This is a genomic window from Nakamurella antarctica (genome assembly GCF_003860405.1).
Lineage (GTDB): Bacteria > Actinomycetota > Actinomycetes > Mycobacteriales > Nakamurellaceae > Nakamurella > Nakamurella antarctica.
The window spans coordinates 3,111,354-3,126,021 of the sequence record NZ_CP034170.1 but is presented as its reverse complement, the minus strand read 5'-3'; the positions used below and the strand labels follow the sequence as shown (position 1 = coordinate 3,126,021).

The following is a 14,668-nucleotide window of genomic DNA, read 5'->3' as shown; positions in this document are numbered from 1 at the left end:
CCACCGCCGAGGAGAAGGATGGGCTGCGTGGTGCGGTCGGCCGCCGAGGGAGTGTCCCAACGAGGGCGCGCAGACGCGGCGGCGTCTTCGGCTAGTCCGTTCGCCCGCATCAGTCATCACCTCATCGCTCACTTGGCCCAATCCGGGGGCATTTGGTGCTGCCATGCTCACCTTACAGTTGCCATCTTGTACTTCAAAGAGTGATGGGACGGCGAATTAACTCTAAAGTGTTGTTTCGGGGTGGCCGTCGCTCCTATGGCTGTATCGAGTCTATTACGGTGAGGAGTTATGACAACTACAGCGCGCACGCACACCGCTTTGGTCACGGGAGCCAGCAGTGGCATCGGAGAAGAATTCACCCGTCAGCTTGCAGCTGCGGGCTATCACCTGGTGGTGGTGGCCCGAAGCGCCGAGAAGCTGGCCACGCTTGCCGCCGAACTAGAGCGCGTCTACGGGGTGGCCGTTGAGGTACTTCCGACAGATCTATCTGACTCCGGGCAACGGGCCGCAGTCGTGGACCGGCTCCGTGATCCCGCTGCTCCCATCTCGTTGCTGATCAACAACGCGGGAATCGGACTCGGCCAGGAATTCGCTGACGCGAGCGCCGCAGACCTCGTGACCCAACTGGAAATCAATGTCACGGCCGTGATGCTGCTGACCCATGCCGCACTGCCTTCAATGACGGAGCGCGGACATGGCGGCATTATCAATGTTGCTTCCATCGCAGGGTTAGTGCCGGGTCGCGGCTCGACGTACTCGGCCTCGAAGGCCTGGGTGATCTTCTTCAGCGAAGGGTTGAGCGTCGCGTTGAAGGGGAGTGGCGTGCGAGTGCAGGCATTGTGTCCCGGGTTTGTCCGTACCCGTTTCCATGAGCGCGCGCACATCGATATGTCGCAGACGCCCAACGCGGTCTACGTCGATATCGGCCTGTTGGTCCGAAGGTCTTTGGCCGACCTTCGTCGTAATGAGCCGCTGTCGATCCCGGGCGCCCTGTACCGGGCGATCGCGGTGATCCCTCGAGCCTTGCCCCGGGCGCTGACGCGCACGTTGGCCTCCAAAGTCAGCTCCCGCGGTCGCACCTGAGCGAAGACCCGACGACCGGCGACGGTCAGGGGGCGGTCAGGGGGCGGCGTGTGAAAAACTGCAGAACATGAGCAGCCCCAAAATTCCCGAAGTAGATACGGCCGCAAAAGCTGAATTGGCTGCGCTGGTCGCCGAGCTGGCAGTGGTGCGCGGCAAGGTCGTGCTCTCCTCGGGACGGGAGGCCGATTACTACGTGGATCTACGCAGGGTGACGCTGCACCACCGCGCAGCGCCGCTGATCGGCACGCTGATGCGCCAGCTGACGGCGGATTGGCCCTTCACGGCCGTAGGTGGTTTAACGCTGGGCGCTGATCCGGTGGCAACGGCAATCATGCACGCGCCGGGCCCGGCGCTCAATGCGTTCGTGGTCCGCAAAGCTGCCAAGGCCCACGGGATGCAGCGTCAGATCGAGGGCCCGGATATTACCGGGGCTGCAGTGCTGATCGTGGAGGACACCACCACCACGGGCGGCTCGCCGTTGACTGCCTATGACGCGGTGATTCAGGCAGGTGCATCCGTCGTAGGAATTGCCACCATCCTCGATCGCGGTGCCGAAGCCGCAGCCGTCATTGGGCGTCGCGGTATTCCCTATCGGTATGTGCTTGATCTGGGCGACCTGGGGCTGAGAACCCAATGAGTGTCGATCCCCCCGGGATCCAGGATCCCGGTGCTGGCCCGACGGAGTGGGCGGCTTCGTCATCCGAGGCCGTGGGGGTTGGTCCGCACGCGGCGCCCTGGCCGGAAGGCGAACAGTACGATCCTGAGCTACTCGCCGGCGGCGATCGGCGCAATGTGGTTGACCACTACCGCTATTGGCTACGCGAGGCGATTATCGCCGACCTGGACACCCGCCGCTTCCCGTTCCACGTGGCTATCGAGAATTTCGGTCACGACCACAACATTGGCACCGTGGTGCGGACAGCGAACGCGTTCGCTGTCGCCGCTGTCCACATCATCGGAAAGCGCCGCTGGAATCGCCGCGGCGCGATGGTCACAGACCGTTATCAACATCTCCTGCACCACGACACAGTCGAAACGCTGGTCGCCTTTGCGCAGTCGGCGGGCCTGGTGATCGTGGGGGTGGACAACGTGCCGGGATCGGTGCCGCTGGAAACGGTGGTGCTGCCTGTGAATACCCTGCTGCTCTTCGGTTCTGAGGGGCCTGGGCTTACCCCGGAGGCAAAGGCCGCCGCCGCCATGACGGTTTCCATTGCCCAGTTTGGTTCGACGCGGTCGATCAACGCCGGTGTCGCGGCCGGCATCACGATGCACGCGTGGATCCGGCAACACGCGGACCCTACCAAGGGCTGGTAGTTCTCCCACGTGCACCGTCATTTTGCCCTGTTACATTTCCGCTGTGGAACTTGAAACTGTTAAGACTGTTGCCCTGTGGTCGATTATCACGGTCGCCGTCATCGGAGTGGTGATGGCCGTAATCATTCGTAAGATCGTCGGGAAAATTATCAGCCTCGTGGTGGCGGCGATACTGGTGTTCGTCGGCTGGCAGCAGCGAGGCAAGGTGATTGACTACGCCAGCGAGGTCAGAGGAAAAGCATGCACCTCGAGCAGTGCCGCACTCGACGGAGCTACCCCACAAAACGCGACCAGTTTCCTCGGCATCACGATCTCGATGCCGCAGGGCTGGTGCTACTGATGCGGGGCCGCAAGTGACGATCACGACGGTATCTACAGCGGCGATTTGGATCATGGTGCTGGTTGGCGCGGCCGGGATCGTGCTTGCCGTGTTGGCGAAAAGGGTTGCCGCGAAAGTGTTTGCCGCCTTCTTTGCCGCGCTGATCGTGCTGGTGGTCTTCGCTATTCGTGACCATGTCGTTAGCCTCGGGGAGACGAACGTGGACGCACTGTGCGCCGGTCGGGTCAGTTTCTTTGGCGTCGACCTGGTAGGCGATTCCGATCGCTGCCCCGCCGCTCGATAAGACGGTGGCAATCCCGAATCGTGGCAGCTCAGGTGCCCGAAGCCGCGGTCTTGTTCTTGCGACGCGCGAGCATGTGGATGATGGCGGGAACGGCGACGCCCAGTATGACGACTGCTACGGCGCCAACAAAAATCAGATCGACATTTTCCCGAACGAACGCGATCTTGCCGAGGAAGTACCCGGCGAGGGTGACGGTGGTAACCCAAAGGACGCCGCCGACGAAGGAGTACAGGACGTAGATCTTGGTGTTCATCTTCGCGACGCCCGCCATGACGGTGGCGACGGTGCGAATGACGGGGACGAAGCGGGCCAAAATGATGGTGATCTTGCCGTATTTGTCGAAGAACGCCGATGAGCGATCCACGTAGGTTTTTTTGAGGAACTTGGCGTCGGGTCGGCTAAACACCGAAGGTCCGACCTTCCAACCAATCCAATAACCCACGAGGTTGCCAATGAATGCTGCCGCCGCCAACAGTGCGATGAACAGGGCAATGTTGATATTGATGCTGCCACTGGCCACGAGAACACCTGCGAGAAACAGCAAAGTGTCGCCCGGAAGGAAGAAGCCGATCAGGATCCCGCATTCGGCAAAAATGATGAGCAGAATGCCCACCACTGCCCAAGAACCGAAGCCATTGATGATCGATCCCGGGTCAAGCCAGGAGGGAAGGAGGGCGAGGTTTTCGGTCGTCACGCTCCTTAAGATACCGGGCGAGGGCGAGATGATCAGCGCTTTTTGATGTGAGTTGCCGGGTGCGCTTTCCGATGCAGGAGCGTGGAACTGCGACGATAGGGGCGAACACGGCTCCAAAGGGTCCGCTGAAGAAGCAGCGTGAGGATGCCAGCGCCGATCAGCCCCAGCAGGTTGATGCCCAATTGCGCCGCGGCTCCGCCCAGGTGCCCGGTCTCCCAGACCGCCAAGGACAGTGCGAAATCGCCCGCTGCCGGCACCGTTGTCACGGAGATGAAGACACCTACCAGCGCAGTCGATTTACCGGCTGTGTGCGAGAGCACCCCCGCGCACCCGGCGAGCACCGCGACCACCGCCGACCATTTATCGGGTGACCAGATGAAGCCGGTGAGGGGCCGAGGCGCCGCCACCGTTGCCTCACTGATCCAACCGATCCAGCGGGCGAGCAGACCGGCCGTCGTGGTGACAACAATGGCTACCGCAAACCCTTTGAGCAGTAGCCACAACGCGCGCGACATCAGGGCGTAGCGGCCCATCACCGCCCCAATTGCGATTGCCGCAATAAGGCCGAACTCCGGCCCTACCACCATGGCGCCGACCACCAACACGCTGGAATCGGTGATGACGGCGACCGCGGCCAAGAGAGTGGCCAAGCTGAAGAACACGTAATACGCCCACGACCCGCGCGCCTCGTTGTAGGCGGTGTCGAGGACTTGGTCGAAGATAATCGCGTCGTCGGGCGCGCCGACCGCGGCAACTTCCGTGGCCGAATGGTTGGGGGAAGGGGCCGCATCCACGTGGGTGAGTGTGACCGACCCCGCCTCGTAGATCCCCTCCGACCTCAACCAGGTCAGCAGATCTTGCACCGCTTCGCGGGTGACGTCACAGAGCACGACGTCACCAGGGGGACGCTGCGCCGCGCCGCGCAAGACCACCAGGTTGGTGATGCGGGCATCGTTGAGCAGACCCGTTTCGATAATGACGGTCTTGGCGGGCGGCACGATGAGCCGCAGGTGCATCACCGGCCAATGGTGGCACGGCGGGACGCGTCAGAGGTAGAAACTCGTAAGCCCAGTGGTGATGCCTAGGGCGAAGCCGATACACAGCGCCAGCAACAAGAGCTGCTGCAGGCTCCACGTCGCTATATTCCAGGGCCACCCGGCAGGTTTCTGAACAGCTGGCTTGACATGGTGGCTGGCGGGTTGGCCGATGCGGGCGCCCCCAGCAGCCATGGCGCGCAGAGCTTCTGATAGCAATTGCTCGGACCCTTTGGGTGGCATTTGGGGGTTCGTCACGGCGCGTTCGTCACGGCGCGTTCGTCATGAGCGGGATCGCGGCGCAAATCACTGGTGCCGGGTCCTGATGATGTCGCCGAGTTTGGCCACCGCGCGGCTTGCCGTGGACTTAACCGTTCCCGTGGAAAGCCCAGTGGCCTCGGCGATCTCTGCCTCGGAAAGTCCACCGTAGTACCGCAGCACCAACACTTCTCGCTGGCGGGGTGCCAGATCGCCCAATGCGGTGATCACCGACTGGTGCTCGGTGGACATCATTGCCATCGACTCCGCCGAGCGGGCATCAAGTTCGTGGGGCGGAACATAGGCGCGCGCGGTGCGACGACGACGCAACATCGACCGGGAGCCGTTGATCACCGCGATGCGCAGGTACCCCACCGCGGCTTGCGTATCGCGCAGGTTGCCCCAGTTCCGGTACAGGCCGGCGAACGCGTCCTGCACCACGTCTTCGGCGCTGCCCATATCGTCGACCAGCAGAATGGCCAGCCGCACCATCGACATCCGATGGCTTTTGTAGATGTCGTCAATGGTCTGCGGTACCTGACTGGCCCGGCTGGGCAGAACGTCAGCGGACAAAATCACCGGATTGAACGCGGCCAACGTGCTCAAGGTGGCTTCGATATCGCCGACGTAGGACGTGGGCGCGTCATCTGGTGCAGTCACTTCTCACACTCACATTCGCTAGCGTCCTGCTTGTCACCGTCGCGGCCTGTGTGCGATCTTGCCACCCCGCAGGTGATCCGTAGCCGCACTACAGGTAGGAGCCGCGGACTCGATCGGGGATACTTAAGGTGATTCCGGCCCAGTTGCCGGTGGCCCTTGGCCGGATTCGGATGCGATGCGTCTGGGCGCGGCCCGGGCATCATGACCGCTTTCCGAGAGGACTTACACCTATGCCCATTGCAACTCCCGAAACCTACGCTGCCATGCTGCAGCGCGCGAAAGACGGCGGATTCGCCTACCCCGCGATCAATATCACCTCGTCGGAGACCATCAACGCCGCTATCAAGGGGTTCGCTGACGCGGGTAGCGACGGCATCATTCAGGTGTCGACCGGCGGTGGCGAGTTCGCCTCCGGGACGTGTGTCAAGGACATGGTTGTTGGCGCTGTTGCCCTGGCCGAGTTCGCTCACGTGGTCGCCGCGAAGTACGACATCACGGTCGCGCTGCACACCGACCACTGCCCGAAAGACAAGCTCGATACCTACGTCAAGCCGCTGCTGGCCATCTCGCAGGCCCGCGTCGACGCTGGCCAGAACCCGTTGTTCCAGTCCCATATGTGGGATGGTTCGGCAATCCCGATGGACGAAAACCTGGAAATCGCCAAGCAGTTGTTGCCCTTGTGCGAAGCAGCGAACATCATCCTCGAGATTGAGGTGGGAGTTGTTGGTGGCGAGGAAGACGGCGTCACGCATGAAATCAACGACAAGCTGTACACCACCCCGGAAGACATGATCGCGACGATCAAGGCATTGGGTGCGCCGAAGAACAATAACTACATCGTGGCCGCGACTTTCGGAAACGTGCACGGTGTGTACAAGCCGGGCGGCGTCAAGCTGCGCCCCGCGGTGCTGAAGGAAGTCCAGGATGCGGTTGCCGCAGAGTTGGGTCTTGAAGCCGGCTCCAAGCCGTTCGGTCTGGTATTTCACGGTGGGTCCGGTTCCACACCGGAAGAGATCACGGAGGCAGTCTCTTACGGTGTCGTCAAGATGAACATCGATACCGACACCCAGTACGCGTTCAGCCGCCCGCTGGTCGGACACTTCTTCACCAACTACGACGGTGTGTTGAAGATCGACGGCGAAGTCGGCAACAAGAAGGCCTACGACCCGCGCACCTACCTGAAGTTGGGCGAGGCCGGGATGGCCGCCCGCATCACGCAGGCGTGTGAGCAGTTGGGTTCGGCCGGAACCTCACCCGGAGCTGCGAAGTAGTCGCTTTTCGCGCCTCGTGCGGTGGCCCGCCGAACCTGTGAAAGGGTTTGGCGGGCCCTTTTTGCTGCTAGGGGTGCTGTGAGGGAGTGGAGGAAGCGACCGCGGTAGTTGCCTCCGGGTTGATCGCGGCGGTTTTTTTGCCCCTTGTACGGTTGCGCGACGTGGCGAGCACCGACCCGAGGATGACAAGCGGGAACCCGATGGCGGTCCCGATGGTGAACGGCTCCGATAGCAAAAGCACACCCAAGATGATTGCCACCGCCGGATTGACGTAGGTGATGACCGATGCCCTCGCCGGTCCAGCTTCTCCGATCAGCGCGAAGAATAGGGTGAAAGCCGTTGCGGTGCAGAGCACACCAAGCGCAATGACCGCCCACAGCGATTGCGCCGAGACAGCCTGCGTCGGCCAGACGAAAGTCACAAACGGTGCGTAGATCACCGCTGCCAATAGCAACGACGCGGTAATGACGCCGCTGGCAGGCAGATCGGTGAATTTGCGGGAGATGATAATCGGCCCCACTGCGTAGCCGATGGCGGTGATCGCGACGGCACCGACAGCGAGCAGGTTATCGAGTCGAATGTCGAGACCCACCAGCGCGGCGACCCCAGCAAAGCCCAGGATGAGGCCGATGACGCGGATCCGTGAGAACTTGTCCTGGCCGGTGGCCCACAGGATGACGCTGGCGATCAACGGAACAACGGCGATCAGTAACCCCGCGGTCGAGCTATTGAGCTTGGTCTCAGCCAGCCCGAGGAAGAACCAGGGGATACAGATCTCGATCACGGTGTAGAGCAGCAATAGTGGCCACCGCTTCAGCACCGGGCCGAGCGCCCTCTGCTTCAGCGCAATAGGCAGCAGGATAAGGCCGCCGATCAGGACTCTGCAAAACGCGACAAGCAGCGGGTTGATGTCCGCCACCGCGACTTTGATCAAGAGGTAGGGGATACCCCAGATGACGCAGAGCGCTAAAAACAACATCCAACCGCGACGTGACATCCGTAGTTCTCTTCCTATTGCCTATCCGAACTGAGATTGCTACGGCGTTGAGCGTACTTCGCCGATGATCGCCGGGCCACTGGCGGCTTGGGCCAAGATTTCGTCGGCCCCTGATCTGTGCGCCTGACTTGTCGGTTTGTCCGATTAGCCTTGTCCGAGGAGGCCACTGGGTCTTCGCCAGGAAAGGACTTCGGTGCCCGCTTCTCTCCGCCTCTGCGCATTGCCGCTTGTCCTGCTGCTGTGGGGGTGCATCAGCTGCTCCGCGGCAACGAACCCTGACTCGACTGCTTCGGGGGCGCGGACCACGGGCTTGTCACCCGCATCGGCGTCGGCACTCGGAACAGCTCAGGCGGACGAGACAACGAGCACCGACGCAACACCTACCGCGCTCCCACTCGAGCTGCCGGCCGCGTCATCCGCCGAGTTATTCAGCGTGTCAGCCGCTGGGTCACTCGCTGAGTCACCAGGGGTATTCCCGCAGGACACCGCCCTCGCCGCACTGGAAGAGTTGGCAGTCAAGGGCTCCGCCCCTATGACGGGATACAGCAGGGAGCAGTTCGGCCAGCGCTGGACAGACGACGTAGCTGTTGGCGGCGGGCACAATGGCTGCGACACGCGTAACGATGTATTGCGAAGAAGTATGGCTGTCCCCGTGCTGAAGCCGGGAACCCAAGGATGCGTAGTGCTGAGCGGAACTCTGGATGATCCCTACACCGGAAGGGTCATCGTTTTCCAACGCGGGGAGCAGACGTCCAGCACGGCCCAGATCGATCACGTGGTGGCTCTTGCAGACGCCTGGCGGACGGGAGCTCAGCAGCTCAGCCCTGAGCAACGAGCGAACTTTGCGAACGATCCGTTGGAACTGCTCGCGGTGGACGGACCGACAAATCAGGCTAAGGGGGCGTCGAATGCCGCCTCCTGGTTGCCCCCTCAGAAGAGCTATCGATGTGCTTACGTGGCGCGGCAGGTTGCAGTCAAGGCGAAGTATGGGCTGTGGGTGACGGCGCCCGAAAAGCTCGCGATACAACAGGTTCTTCGGTTGTGCCCGGGTGAGAAGTTGCCGGCAGAATCGGACGTCGACGTACTCGTCCCGGTACCGGTAAGAAACTAGAAAACCGCCGTACAAGCCGCCTGACGAAGATCTTGGGGTTCCAGCACGACGTTTTTGATAACAATTTTCACTCTATTCCCACTCTTCCCTTCCGTACCAATTGCGGCAGATCGAACGGTGCAGGGGTTCGAACGCATCGCCGAACGGGTGTGCTGACATGCCTGGATAAAAACAACACGGATGTGATTCTGTTCGGCGTGTCGGGGTGTCGATGCTTGATCACTGGACAAGTGTGGGACAAGATGTGTCTGCTGGGTGTCTTGTGACATTTGTGCACGTGCCTTACCGTGCAGGGAGCGATCACCGAATCGCGCGACAGCTGATCCATTTCCTTCGCCCGGGACTTGCCGTCGTTCCTCTTTACGCAAGCGTGTGGTTGGGCGAGGGTGTGACTTGATGACGATGCCGAGCAAGGGGAAGGGGCATCGCCAGTTGAGCACGCGCTAATTCCTCCCGGCGCGCGCTCTGCAGAGCTGCGCGACCAAGAGAGGAATTCACGTGCGTCGCTCCCTCGCGATCATGACCACCTTCTTCGCAGTGGTGTCCGGACTTGTCGTTGCTGGCGGTGTTGCTTCGGCAGATCCGACTTCTGCTGACTGGGCCGCAGTGCGTCAATGCGAATCCGGTGGCCGCTACAACATCAACACCGGTAACGGCTACTACGGGGCCTACCAATTCGACCTCCCGACCTGGCGCAGTGTGGGCGGGTCAGGTCTGCCGAGCGAAGCAACGCCAGCCGAGCAGGATTTGCGGGCATTGACTCTGTACCGGATGCGCGGCTGGTCGCCATGGATCTGCGCAGCTCTGGTCGGTGTGAGCAACGATTCGGACGCGAAGTCCGGCGTCAAACCGCCTGCGACGGGCAACCAGTCCAGCGCGCCTGCCGGAAACGAAGGGGCCGCGACTCCAGCAGCCCCTGGCGCGCCCGCCTACCCGGGTCGTCAGTTCCGCGAGGGTGACTTCTCTGACGCGCTCAAGGTGTGGCAGAAACAAATGGGAACCCGAGGTTACCCTCTGACCGGAACCGGATACTTCGGACCGAGCACCAAGGCTGCGGTTCTGAAGATTCAGGGAGAACAGGGCCTCAACGTGGTCGGGTTCATCGGCCCCAAGACCTGGGCGGCTGCATGGGCGGGCGCAGCAGCGGCGCCCACACCGGCCACGCCTTACGTGCCAGCGACCGACGCAACGTGTTCTGTCGGGGCGGCAACGGCGCCCACCTGGCCAGGTAAGCAGTTCAATCCGGGCGACACCGCACGCGAATTGCAGTGCTTCCAACGTCAAATGGGCAAGCGTGGCTACGGGTTGAGCGGCACCGGCTTCTATGGAGCCACGACCAAGACTGTGGTGGTGGACTTGCAAAAGCGCAACGGGCTTAACCCTTCGGGAATCCTTGGGCCGCAGACCTGGAAAGCGGCCTGGGAAGGCAAGTGATTATAACGTTCGTGTAACGCTCGTCATATCGGGTAACGAAGCCCGAAGCAAGCGCGACATGGGACAGAGGGCGTAAAACCCCCACGCTCTAGGTACTGCGAAGCCCGTAGTTGTGAGAGCCACGAAGAGCCCGGAGCACGCCGCTCCGGGCTCTTCGCTTTGTCCGTGGAGCCTGGCCTGCTGGGAAGGTTGTGGCACGCTCGACCTGAACCTCGTAGGTGCGCGGTGATCCCGGCTGTAAACCTAGAAGACGAGCGAACCGGCCCAGTACGCGAGAGCGCCCACAATTCCGGCTGCGGGGAATGTGGACACCCAGGCCTGCATCATCTGCCCAGCCACTCCCCACCGCACCGCGGACATGCGGCGGGTCGCGCCGGCTCCCATGATGGCCGACGAGATGACGTGGGTGGTCGAGACGGGAGCACCGAAGCCGATCGAGGCTACGTACAGCACCGACGACGCCGTGGCTTCAGCCGCAAAGCCTTGGGGTGGGTCCAACTCAATGATCTTGGTGCCCAGTGTCTTCATGATGCGTTTGCCGCCGGTGGCTGTACCGGCAGCGAGTACGCCAGCGGTCAGAAAGTACACCCAGATCGGGATGTCGGGTCCCTCGTGTTTGCCGGCGACGACGAGTGCGAGCACGACAATGCCCATAGTTTTAGCTGCGTCCTGCATTCCGTGGCCAAAAGCCATTGCCGTAGCGGAGACAGTCTGAGCCACCCTGAATCCACGGCCCACCTTCGCCGGGTTTGCCCGTCGGAAACCCCACATGATGGCAAGCATGAACAGGTAAGCCAGCGCGAAACCCGCGAAGGGGGAAACCACCATCGGGATCAGCACCTTCTCGATAACGCCGCCCCAGATCACGGAAACGCCCGCAGCGAGCGCGGCGCCGACCATTCCGCCGATGAGGGCATGCGAGGACGATGACGGCAGTCCCTTCCACCAAGTAATCAGGTTCCAGGTGATGGCCCCCACCAATGCGGCCCCCACGACCAACAGGCTGGAGGATCCGACGGGAAGGTCGATGATGCCTTTACCGACCGTTGCGGCCACCGCAGCGCCGAAGAACGACCCGACCAAGTTGCCGACCGCTGCCACCCCCAACGCCACTGGCAAGGTCAGCGCGCGGGTGGAGACCGATGTTGCTATCGCGTTGGCCGCGTCGTGAAACCCGTTGGTGAAGTTGAAGATCATCGCCAGCGTGACGATGGTGATGAGAGCCACCATCGGTTCCGCTCACGACTCCTTGATGAGGACGGCGCGAACGATGTCGGCCACGTTTTCGAAGCAATCGACGGCGGCCAGAAGGTCGGAGCCGACCGCACGAATCTTCATTGCGTGCAGTGGGTCGAATTCGCCGCTGGTGATGCGCACGAGCAGCTGGCGGTGGACGACGTTGGCATCCTTTTCCGCCTTTTTGATGTCGGTCCAGTAGCTGTCCAAGCCCTTGAGCTTGCGCAGTTTGGGCATCGTCTCCGTGGTGTGGCCAGCGCATTGGACGAGAATGTCGATGAGTATGCTGGCCTCACTCGGGAGTTGTCCGATATCGAGGAGGTGGATCAGCGCGCCAGCTGATTCCATGTGATCGATGACGTCTTCAAGCGCGGACGTGAGGTGATGAATATCGGAACGGTCAAACGGGGTGACAAAGCTTGCACCCAAAATCCGCAACAGATCTAGGGTGATGAGGTCGCCCGCCTGCTCAAGTTCCGCGAGTCTTGCTGCGCCACTTGCGAGGTCAGCCTTTTTGCCTGTCAACCCTGACAAGGTTTGCGCGCCAGCTGCGATGTTCTCAGCAGCAGCGGAGAACAGCGCGTAGAAGGATTTGTCCTTCGGCTTGAATTTCGACATGGTTTGGCAAGTTCCCCTTTGTCAGATAACCGTTGTCAATACTCGATGCATTACAGGCAATCTCGCAGAGACTGTGTTTTCTACCGTGACGAATATGGGCGGCCGACGGCAGGGGAATAAGTCACTGGATTAGGTCCACTAGACCACACCGCGAGCTACTTTCACACCACCGGTTCGCCGCTGCTTCACTTGTGCGGCCGCGTGGTTATCCACAAGCGCGAATTCTTCCCCAATAGAGCCAGGTCATCCGCTCTCCGGCGATGCTGGGCGGATAGTCGAACCAGATGCTTGGCGACCAGCCGAGCACACGATGGGGGTAGGTAACACGTGGACGGTTTCGAACTGACAACTGAGCAAGTACAAACCGCAGGGGGCGCCGTATCGGACGCGGGAGTGGCGTTGAACTCCGAGATCGCGCAGATGGACCAGATCTTGGCAGACCTTCGCGTGTCGTGGACGTCGACGTCGGCGGCTCCGAAGTACGCCTTGGCGATGGACTCCCACCTCGCGAGTGCCCGGTTGCTCAAGGATGCTTTGTTGAGCCACGGCGAGGGGCTTGTGATGGCTGGGAACAACATCGCCGGGTCTGAAGCCGCATTGGGCGAGCAGATGCCGGTGGTGTCCTGATGACGTACGTCAAGGTTAACTACGCGGGGATGCAGGCCGCTCATGACGCGCTGGTATCGACCTGGGGGCGGATCGAGGGTCACCTCGCAGAGCTGGACACCGCGGTCGCCGCCACGGGCAGCATGAAGGCAGAGACGCTGCAGGCCTACTATCTGCTGAAGTCCAAGTGGGACCTGTCAGCTGCGGATCGACAAATTGCACTCCAAGCGTTGGCAGCGGCAGTGGCGGATGCGGGTCTTCGATACCAGGAGACCGACCGACAGGCTGCCCTGATGTTCAGTCTCTGATTTCAGGTTCGCGGGCTGTTACCGCGAGCCGGGGGTAGTGGACGCAGGCGGCGGGCGGGCAGGATAGGGGGATGACACGTCCTAATCTGCTCGGCCCACCTCCCGTCCATCTTCCAGAAGATCCTGCTGCGGCAGATCTAGCCGCAGGTTCTTCCGCCGAATCCGCCGCTCGCGATCATCCCGAGTCTTCCCTGGCTTGGGCGCTGCTCGCGGAAGCCGCGCTCGATGCCGGACAGGACGTTCAGGCCTACGCCTACGCCCGGGTGGGCTACCACCGAGGGCTGGACAGGCTCCGGCGCAGTGGTTGGAAAGGTGCTGGGCCGGTGCCGTGGAGCCATGAGCCGAATCAAGCCTTCCTGCGCGCACTTTCGGCACTGGGTCAAGCCGCAGCATCGATCGAGGAGGTTGCCGAGGCCGATCGGATTCGCGCCTTCCTTTTGGACGCCGATCCGGCCATCCCGGCCCAGATGCTGCCGTAACTTCGGTGGGCATCAGGCTCGGGCATCAGGCTCGGGCAGGATGCGGAGAAGGCACTGCACGATGCGGTAGCTGAGCCAATCGCGTGCTGTTCTACGTCAGGCGATGAGCGAACTGCATCTGTTCGGTGTGCCGGTAGTAGGTCCACCGCTGCATGGGGCGCGGGCGTTCAACACCATCGCTGATCACCGTCAGCTCCGTGCCGTCGCTCGCGCCCATCGAAATCGCTCGGCCGAGTTTGGTGGTGGATTTGCGGCCTAACGAGATTCCGGCGATCTTCCGTTCGCGCTCGATAGTGATTTCCAACCCGAGTCCTTGGTGGGGCCGAACAATAAGCTTGCTGGCCTTTCCAAACAGCACTCGGGAGTCGTCGAGGTACGCGGTAGCGTCAATGGGAGCGATCCAGGCCTGAGAGATGAGAACACCGCCGACGTCATCGCGCAACAGCGTGATTCCGGAACTCGGCCCTGTACAGGCCAGATCCACACCGGCTGCACCCAGTGGGAGCCGCCAAGTCTGGGTGAATGGATTTTTGGTCAATGCGACATAACCGACACTCACTTGGGTAAGCAACTCCTTGCGAAGAAGGCGCAGCGCGACCGCGGCGAGATGTCGTTCCTCACCAACAACTACCACCCGTCCGACAAGCAGTGGGTCGATGTCCTTATTGGGAAACCGCCCAACAAAGTGGATGTTGTCGGTATGGGCGCGAATCTTCTTCAGGGCAGGTGAAATCGGCGGTCCGGTGGCTTCGTCTTGCTCATCCGGCCGTGCGCAAATAACAACGATTGGATCCAACGACTACCCTTTCAGGCGGCACTCTTTCAGTTTGTGACGGTACCGACCCCGTCGCGGCCGTAACAAGTGCCCCTTCGGAAAACTAGTGCATCTGACGCCGGAACCCCGGCTGCGGCAGCTAAGCAGACAACGCAATGGGAGTCTTT

Annotated in this window: 19 protein-coding genes; 11 read left to right on the top strand and 8 right to left on the bottom strand. The window is 61.7% G+C overall.

Annotation, left to right across the window (positions count from 1 at the left end; translation table 11 throughout):
• Window positions 1-288: 288 nt before the first annotated feature.
• The 5 genes from EH165_RS14075 to EH165_RS14055 all read left to right on the top strand — a co-directional run bounded on the left by EH165_RS14075 (window position 289) and on the right by EH165_RS14055 (window position 3,020).
• Window positions 289-1,083, top strand: coding sequence for an SDR family NAD(P)-dependent oxidoreductase (locus EH165_RS14075; RefSeq protein WP_124800003.1), 795 nt, complete (start codon window positions 289-291; stop codon window positions 1,081-1,083).
• A 67-nt stretch (window positions 1,084-1,150) separates the two neighbouring features.
• Window positions 1,151-1,720 carry an orotate phosphoribosyltransferase gene (locus EH165_RS14070; RefSeq protein ID WP_124800002.1) on the top strand — a complete coding sequence of 190 codons (570 nt, stop codon included), beginning with the start codon at window positions 1,151-1,153 and terminating at the stop codon, window positions 1,718-1,720.
• Entirely contained in the window at window positions 1,717-2,397 is a 681-nt protein-coding gene (locus tag EH165_RS14065; protein ID WP_124800001.1) for a TrmH family RNA methyltransferase, read from the top strand. Before EH165_RS14070 ends, EH165_RS14065 begins: the two co-directional genes overlap by 4 nt.
• A 43-nt stretch (window positions 2,398-2,440) precedes the next feature.
• Window positions 2,441-2,737, top strand: a complete 297-nt coding sequence (locus EH165_RS14060) for a hypothetical protein (protein WP_124800000.1) — start codon at window positions 2,441-2,443, stop codon at window positions 2,735-2,737.
• Between the two features lie 13 nt (window positions 2,738-2,750).
• On the top strand, window positions 2,751-3,020 hold the full coding sequence (locus EH165_RS14055) for a hypothetical protein (protein ID WP_124799999.1): 270 nt from the start codon (window positions 2,751-2,753) through the stop codon (window positions 3,018-3,020).
• A 28-nt stretch (window positions 3,021-3,048) separates the two neighbouring features.
• Here EH165_RS14055 and EH165_RS14050 read toward each other — a convergent pair whose 3' ends face one another.
• The 4 genes from EH165_RS14050 to EH165_RS14035 are packed head-to-tail and all read right to left on the bottom strand — an operon-like array spanning window position 3,049 to window position 5,666.
• Window positions 3,049-3,714, bottom strand: a complete 666-nt coding sequence (locus EH165_RS14050; RefSeq protein WP_124799998.1) for a DedA family protein — start codon at window positions 3,712-3,714, stop codon at window positions 3,049-3,051.
• A 32-nt stretch (window positions 3,715-3,746) separates the two neighbouring features.
• Window positions 3,747-4,730, bottom strand: a complete 984-nt coding sequence (locus EH165_RS14045; RefSeq protein ID WP_124800543.1) for a DUF389 domain-containing protein — start codon at window positions 4,728-4,730, stop codon at window positions 3,747-3,749.
• 30 nt (window positions 4,731-4,760) lie between these two features.
• A complete protein-coding gene (locus EH165_RS14040; protein ID WP_124799997.1) occupies window positions 4,761-5,006 on the bottom strand; it encodes a hypothetical protein in 246 nt (81 codons plus the stop codon).
• A 48-nt stretch (window positions 5,007-5,054) separates the two neighbouring features.
• Window positions 5,055-5,666: a SigE family RNA polymerase sigma factor gene (locus EH165_RS14035; protein WP_124799996.1), complete on the bottom strand. Its 612-nt coding sequence runs from the start codon at window positions 5,664-5,666 to the stop codon at window positions 5,055-5,057.
• 230 nt (window positions 5,667-5,896) lie between these two features.
• On the opposite strand from EH165_RS14035, the gene fbaA reads away from it, so the two are divergent.
• The gene (fbaA, locus tag EH165_RS14030) at window positions 5,897-6,937 is read left to right on the top strand and encodes a class II fructose-bisphosphate aldolase (RefSeq protein WP_124799995.1); all 1,041 of its coding nucleotides are present in this window, start codon (window positions 5,897-5,899) and stop codon (window positions 6,935-6,937) included.
• Window positions 6,938-7,004: 67 nt separating this feature from the next.
• Here the strand turns inward: fbaA and EH165_RS14025 are convergent, their stop codons facing one another.
• Complete coding sequence (locus tag EH165_RS14025; protein WP_124799994.1) at window positions 7,005-7,934, bottom strand: DMT family transporter; 930 nt, start codon at window positions 7,932-7,934, stop codon at window positions 7,005-7,007.
• 193 nt (window positions 7,935-8,127) lie between these two features.
• Between EH165_RS14025 and EH165_RS15895 the strand changes: the two genes are divergently transcribed.
• Window positions 8,128-9,045, top strand: coding sequence for an HNH endonuclease family protein (locus EH165_RS15895; protein WP_206425986.1), 918 nt, complete (start codon window positions 8,128-8,130; stop codon window positions 9,043-9,045).
• 519 nt (window positions 9,046-9,564) lie between these two features.
• The gene (locus tag EH165_RS14015; RefSeq protein ID WP_124799993.1) at window positions 9,565-10,479 is read left to right on the top strand and encodes a transglycosylase family protein; all 915 of its coding nucleotides are present in this window, start codon (window positions 9,565-9,567) and stop codon (window positions 10,477-10,479) included.
• A gap of 243 nt (window positions 10,480-10,722) precedes the next feature.
• On the opposite strand, the gene EH165_RS14010 is transcribed toward EH165_RS14015, so the two are convergent.
• Together EH165_RS14010 and EH165_RS14005 are read right to left on the bottom strand one after the other, a co-directional pair.
• A complete protein-coding gene (locus tag EH165_RS14010) occupies window positions 10,723-11,709 on the bottom strand; it encodes an inorganic phosphate transporter (RefSeq protein WP_124799992.1) in 987 nt (328 codons plus the stop codon).
• Between the two features lie 9 nt (window positions 11,710-11,718).
• On the bottom strand, window positions 11,719-12,333 hold the full coding sequence (locus EH165_RS14005; protein ID WP_124799991.1) for a DUF47 domain-containing protein: 615 nt from the start codon (window positions 12,331-12,333) through the stop codon (window positions 11,719-11,721).
• Between the two features lie 327 nt (window positions 12,334-12,660).
• On the opposite strand from EH165_RS14005, the gene EH165_RS14000 reads away from it, so the two are divergent.
• The 3 genes from EH165_RS14000 (at window position 12,661) to EH165_RS13990 (ending at window position 13,726) form a co-directional block, all read left to right on the top strand.
• On the top strand, window positions 12,661-12,960 hold the full coding sequence (locus tag EH165_RS14000) for a WXG100 family type VII secretion target (RefSeq protein WP_124799990.1): 300 nt from the start codon (window positions 12,661-12,663) through the stop codon (window positions 12,958-12,960).
• Window positions 12,960-13,247 carry a hypothetical protein gene (locus EH165_RS13995; RefSeq protein ID WP_124799989.1) on the top strand — a complete coding sequence of 96 codons (288 nt, stop codon included), beginning with the start codon at window positions 12,960-12,962 and terminating at the stop codon, window positions 13,245-13,247. The genes EH165_RS14000 and EH165_RS13995 overlap by 1 nt, the downstream gene beginning before the upstream one ends.
• Before the next feature lie 71 nt (window positions 13,248-13,318).
• Complete coding sequence (locus EH165_RS13990) at window positions 13,319-13,726, top strand: DUF3151 domain-containing protein (RefSeq protein WP_124799988.1); 408 nt, start codon at window positions 13,319-13,321, stop codon at window positions 13,724-13,726.
• A gap of 91 nt (window positions 13,727-13,817) precedes the next feature.
• Here the strand turns inward: EH165_RS13990 and EH165_RS13985 are convergent, their stop codons facing one another.
• On the bottom strand, window positions 13,818-14,522 hold the full coding sequence (locus EH165_RS13985) for a hypothetical protein (RefSeq protein WP_124799987.1): 705 nt from the start codon (window positions 14,520-14,522) through the stop codon (window positions 13,818-13,820).
• Window positions 14,523-14,668 lie beyond the last annotated feature (146 nt).